Here is a 4,887-nt window from a genome sequence, read left to right as displayed (position 1 = left end):
TCGCGCTGGGGGTGCGGGGGGCGGTTTTTTGTATTACCGCCCCCGCCGGGGGGGGCCCCCCCCCGGGCCCGGGCCGCCCGCGCGATGGGCAGGTACCGCACCCGCTCCGGCAGCAGCGGTACGAGGACCCGCACCGCCGTGCTGAACCACCGGAGCCTGCGCTCCTGGGCCGGGCTCCACTCCAGCCCGATGGCGGCGCGGGCGTCGGGCGGCATGTACCCGACGGTGACGAATGCCCGGAAGTGCAGGAACGCGGCCCGCAACACCGGCCAGGCGAGCCGCAGCAGCAGCCGTACCGGCAGGGAGCCGCCCTCGGGCCTCGGCAGCGGCACGTCGGTGGCGACCAGCTCGCGGGCGACCTTGGTCGGCTCGATCTCCTCGGCCAGCATCCGGTGGTAGTAGACCCGGTACTCCTCGATGGTCTGCGGCATGTCACGGTCGTGGAGGCCGAGGATCCTGCCCACCTGGAGCCACTCCCGGTACAGCTGCCGTTCCTGGGCGGGGGTGAACCGGCGCAGCAGGTACCGCCCGGCGTACAGGTAGATCGGGAAGCCGGTGGCGTGCACCCAGGAGTAGCAGGCGGGGTCGAGGGAGTGGTAGCGCCGGCCCCGGGTGTCGATGCCCTGGATCTCCTTGTGCAGGCGGCGCACCCGGCGGCCCTCCTCGGCGGCTTCCTCCCCGCCGTACACCCACAGCTGGACGGAGCGCAGCGAGCGTTCGCCGCGCCCCCAGGGGTCGGTGCGGAAGACGGAGTGCTCGTCGACGCCGGCGCCGATCGCGGGGTGGGCGACCTGCATCGTGAAGGCGGCGGGCAGCATCAGCAGGGCCCGGATGTCGCCGGAGATGGTCCAGAGCACCCCGCCGGGTGCCGGCGGCTCGGGATCGGGGCGGCGTGCGGCCGTCGGTCCGGGTGCGGGATGCCCTGTTTCTCTCATGGTTCCAGTATGCGAGTGCTGAAGGTTCGGGTGCCGGGCGCGGTTCCGGTGGCGGGTGAGGTTCGGGTGGCGGGTGAGGTTCCGGGGGCGAGCGCCAGACGTCCTGCTCCCGGACAGAAAGTCTTGTCACGGGTGTTACCCAGAGGTAACCGCGGCTGCTTGGATGACGGAGTCGATCTCCCCCCGCGGAATGATGGAGACCTCATGCTGCCCACCCAGCTCACCCCCGGCCGCCGCGCCGCCGCCGCGGCCGTTGCCGCGATCGCCGTCGGCGCGCTGACCGCCGGCGCACCGGCCGCATCGGCTGCGGAGAGCACCGCGGCCCCGCGGCTCAGCGTCCTCACGTACAACACGTTCCTGATGAGCAAGAACCTCTACCCCAACTGGGGTCAGGACCACCGGGCTTCGGAGATACCCAAGGCGTCCTTCTTCCAGGGCCACGACGTGGTCGTGCTCCAGGAGGCCTTCGACAACGGCGCCTCGGACGCGCTGAAGTCCAACGCCTCTGCGCAGTACCCGTACCAGACCCCGGTCGTCGGCCGCAGCAAGAGCGGCTGGGACGCCACGGGCGGCTCCTACTCCGCCACCACCCCGGAGGACGGCGGCGTCACGATCCTCAGCAAGTGGCCGGTCCTCCGCAAGGAGCAGGTCGTCTACAAGGACGCCTGCGGCGCCGACTGGTGGTCCAACAAGGGCTTCGCCTACGTCGTGCTCAACGTGAACGGCACCAAGGTCCACGTGGTCGGCACGCACGCCCAGTCCACGGACCCGGGCTGCGGCACGGGCGAGGCGGCGCAGATGCGCTCCCGCCAGTTCAAGACGATCGACGCCTTCCTGGACGGCAAGAACATCCCGGCGGACGAACAGGTCATCGTCGCAGGCGACATGAACGTCGACTCGCGCTCCCCCGAGTTCGCGTCCATGCTCGCCGACGCCGACCTGGCGAACTCCGACTCGCGCACGGGTCACCCGTACTCGTTCGACACCGCGCTGAACTCCATCGCGAACTACCGCTACCCGACCGACCCGCGCGAGGACCTGGACTACGTCCTCTACCGCAAGGGCAACGCCCGCCCGGCAGGCTGGGAGAACACGGTCGTCAAGGAACAGTCGGCCCCCTGGACGGTCTCCAGCTGGGGCACCTCGTACACGTACACCAACCTCTCCGACCACTACCCCCTGATCGGCCGCTAGTCCGCGGCGCCGGGCCGCTCCGGGCGGCCCGGTCCGCTCGACCCGGGTGAGCGTCGCCGGCCGCCGGGACAACGCCGGCCACGTGCACGCTTCCACCGTCCGGAGTCAGTCAAGCTCCGCGAGCATGTCCACCAGGACCCGGCCCTGCCGGGCACCTTGCCGGAGCAACGAGCCGCCCACCTTGTGCAGCTCGCCCCATGCGTGGGGCCGACCGACCTCGGCGGCATCGGTGAGGACGGCGGTCGCCGCCGTCAGGGCCGCCTCGGCCTCTCCCGCACCGGCGTATGCGTGGGCCAGGCACGCCCCGTACCAGGCACGGTCGCGGCGGAAACCCACGGCGAACCCGGCCAGGCCTTCCGTCAGGTTCCGTATCGCGCTGGGCCAGTCCTTCAGGTGCAGGTCGGCCATGCCGCGCTGTGCGGCGAACCAGGGCTCGTCGTAGAAGTACAGCCACGGCGGAACATCGATCGCGTTCGCGATGATCAGCTGCGCCTCGTCGAGACGGCGGTACGCCGAGTCTCCGTCTCCGTCGAGAGCATGGCCACGCCCGGCCATCTGTACGGCCATGGCCCGGGTCGCGTCGCTCGCCCCCTCCGTCGAGGCTGCGGCCTCCCCGAGACGGATGGTGCGCCGGGCCCGGCCCTGGGACCAGGCGAGGTGGGCCTTCATGCTCATGGTGGTGGCGGCCATGTCGGCGTACCCGGATTCAAGTGCCCAGTCATAGGAGCGATCGAACCAGGCGAGTGCCAACGCCGTGTTGTCCTGATCCTGCGCCATCCACGCGAGGAACTGCGCGTACTCCGCCATGACCCGGACGAGCCTGTCGGCGAGTGGGCCGCGCGCTTGCTCATAGAGGCCGGCCACGGCTTCGAACTGCTTGGTCACCACGGTGTTCATGATGCGCGACCCGAGAGTGTCCTCGGCCCGGCGGTGCTCAGCCAGCAGGCGTTCCATCGCAGCGAGCGATGGCGCGTCCAGCCGCATCCCGGACACAGTGACCCGACGCATGCGCTCGGTTTCCGAGTCGTCCACCAGGCCCGGCAGAGCCAGCGACGGGAGCGGCATTTCAGCACCTGCGCAGCCGAGGAGTTCCGCCGGGATGCCGAGGCCGTCGATGATGCGCTGACGGACCTCGACGGATGTCACCGCGCGCCGCCTGTTCTCGATCGCGGAGATGTCCGGCTGTGCCAGCCCGACGAGCGCGCCGAGCTTGCTCTGGCTGCTGCGCGTCGTCTTCCGCCACGTCTTCAGCAGCGTCGGCCAGTCCTCTGCTGCCGCGGCTGCCCGCAGATCCGGGTGCACCCACACGTCCAACTCCGGTTCCATCCTTGAAATATAGGACGGCCCTATAGGGCCCGGAAGTGGATTGGGCCGACCGGTGGCCGACATCGTGTTTCACGGCAGGGGCGTACGCCATCACCTGGGCGCAGTCACCGGGCACCTGCTCTGTTCACCCTCTGCCGACGACAGGGAGCCTTGGCCATGGCCGACACCGCAGGCACGATCGACGAGCTCACCGCGCGGGCCTGGGCTCCTACGACCAGCGGCCCGACGCCGAGGGCCTGGCCCGCCTCGTCGACGGTCTGATCGCCGCAGGGCAGAAGCTCCACGATGAGGTGAGCCGGATCCCGGACGCCCTGCGAAGCCATCGCACGGGGGCCGCCCTGATCGAGTGGACCTACTTCGTCGAGACCGGCCCGCTGCGTGGTCGGGAGCGCGCGATGTGGAACTACGCGCGCGGCCTCGCACGCATCGTTCGGACCCTCACCGCGGCTGTCGGCGCCCAGGGGTCCCGCACACCATCGGAATCTCACACCGAGGAGCATCCCGTGACGACGCCATCACCCGCGTGCAGCACCGGACCCACCCCGCCTCCGCCGCCGTGCGGCTCCGGCCCGGATGCACGGGCGCGGGCCGGATCCCCCCGGAGGCTGCTGTCCGACGCGCAGTTCAACGACGTGCGGGCGACGATCCTGGACAACAACCCCGGCATGGAGCCGGAGATGGCCGGCCGGATCCTCATCGAGGGCTTGAAGTTCGTGAGTGCGGCCGCGCTGTTCCCCACGGTCCGCATCGCTCCCACCCGCGAGGTCGACGAAGGCTGGCACGCGCTCATCCTCCACACGCACCTGTACGCGTCGCTGTGCAGTGGCCTGGGCCGGACCGTGCACCACTACCCGGAGCGTCCCGACGCCTCCCGGCACGACCCGGACGTCCTGACCCGTACGGTCGCGTTGATCGAGCAGGCCGGATACACGCCGGACGCCGAGCTGTGGGCTGGCCCGGAGCACTCGCCGGTCGCCGTGGTCGCTTCCTGCTCGCACACGCCGGTTCCCGGCGGCTGCGGGCCGATCAACCCGGGCAATTGTGCGACGCACGGTGGCGGCGACGGGGAGTAGGTTCGTCCCCCACACCGACGGAAGGGCCAGGACATGACTGCGGACGAGGCGTTCGAGCTGCACGGCGCGATGCGGCGCCATGGGATCCCGGGGTCCGTGACGCCGCCGGGCCCGGGTGACCCCGAGGGTGGGTGGCTCGTGTTCGACGGCGAGGGCCGTGACGCCACGGAGTACGTCCGGTCCCGGGTGGCGGTGGCACGTCTGGCGCGGCCCGTGCGGGGCTTCGTCATCGCGCGTTAGCGCCGGGGCGTACGGCATTTCCCCCGGCCCCCGGGGCGCGGGGGGGGGGGGGGGCGCCGGCCGGGGGTGTGGGTGATGTTGCGGCGCGCGGCGGCGGGGGTGGGCTAAAGTGCTAGAAA

Annotated in this window: 5 protein-coding genes; 3 read left to right on the top strand and 2 right to left on the bottom strand. The window is 71.2% G+C overall.

The features are described 5' to 3' along the window. Positions 1-935: oxygenase MpaB family protein (locus ACFXA3_RS35320; protein ID WP_385193929.1), on the bottom strand; the 935-nt coding region annotated here is incomplete at its 3' end. Positions 936-1,139: 204 nt separating this feature from the next. Here ACFXA3_RS35320 and sph point away from each other — a divergent pair. Next, positions 1,140-2,129, top strand: a complete 990-nt coding sequence (gene sph, locus ACFXA3_RS35315; protein WP_385193927.1) for a sphingomyelin phosphodiesterase — start codon at positions 1,140-1,142, stop codon at positions 2,127-2,129. A gap of 105 nt (positions 2,130-2,234) precedes the next feature. On the opposite strand, the gene ACFXA3_RS35310 is transcribed toward sph, so the two are convergent. Then, complete coding sequence (locus ACFXA3_RS35310; protein WP_385193924.1) at positions 2,235-3,455, bottom strand: helix-turn-helix domain-containing protein; 1,221 nt, start codon at positions 3,453-3,455, stop codon at positions 2,235-2,237. Between the two features lie 503 nt (positions 3,456-3,958). Between ACFXA3_RS35310 and ACFXA3_RS35305 the strand changes: the two genes are divergently transcribed. Together ACFXA3_RS35305 and ACFXA3_RS35300 are read left to right on the top strand one after the other, a co-directional pair. Next, the gene (locus ACFXA3_RS35305) at positions 3,959-4,528 is read left to right on the top strand and encodes a glycine-rich domain-containing protein (protein ID WP_385193921.1); all 570 of its coding nucleotides are present in this window, start codon (positions 3,959-3,961) and stop codon (positions 4,526-4,528) included. Between the two features lie 33 nt (positions 4,529-4,561). After that, entirely contained in the window at positions 4,562-4,768 is a 207-nt protein-coding gene (locus ACFXA3_RS35300; RefSeq protein WP_385193919.1) for a hypothetical protein, read from the top strand. Positions 4,769-4,887: the final 119 nt, after the last annotated feature.

The sequence above is a fragment of the Streptomyces sp. NPDC059456 genome (assembly GCF_042750055.1).
GTDB lineage: Bacteria > Actinomycetota > Actinomycetes > Streptomycetales > Streptomycetaceae > Streptomyces.
This window is presented reverse-complemented; position numbering and strand designations above follow the sequence as displayed.

What these genes read in the sequence shown, in the direction of transcription:
- sph (WP_385193927.1), top strand. Translation starts at nt 1,140, where the DNA reads ATGCTGCCCACCCAGCTCACCCCCGGCCGCCGCGCCGCCGCCGCGGCC.
- ACFXA3_RS35310 (WP_385193924.1), bottom strand. Translation starts at nt 3,455, where the DNA reads ATGGAACCGGAGTTGGACGTGTGGGTGCACCCGGATCTGCGGGCAGCC.
- ACFXA3_RS35300 (WP_385193919.1), top strand. Translation starts at nt 4,562, where the DNA reads ATGACTGCGGACGAGGCGTTCGAGCTGCACGGCGCGATGCGGCGCCAT.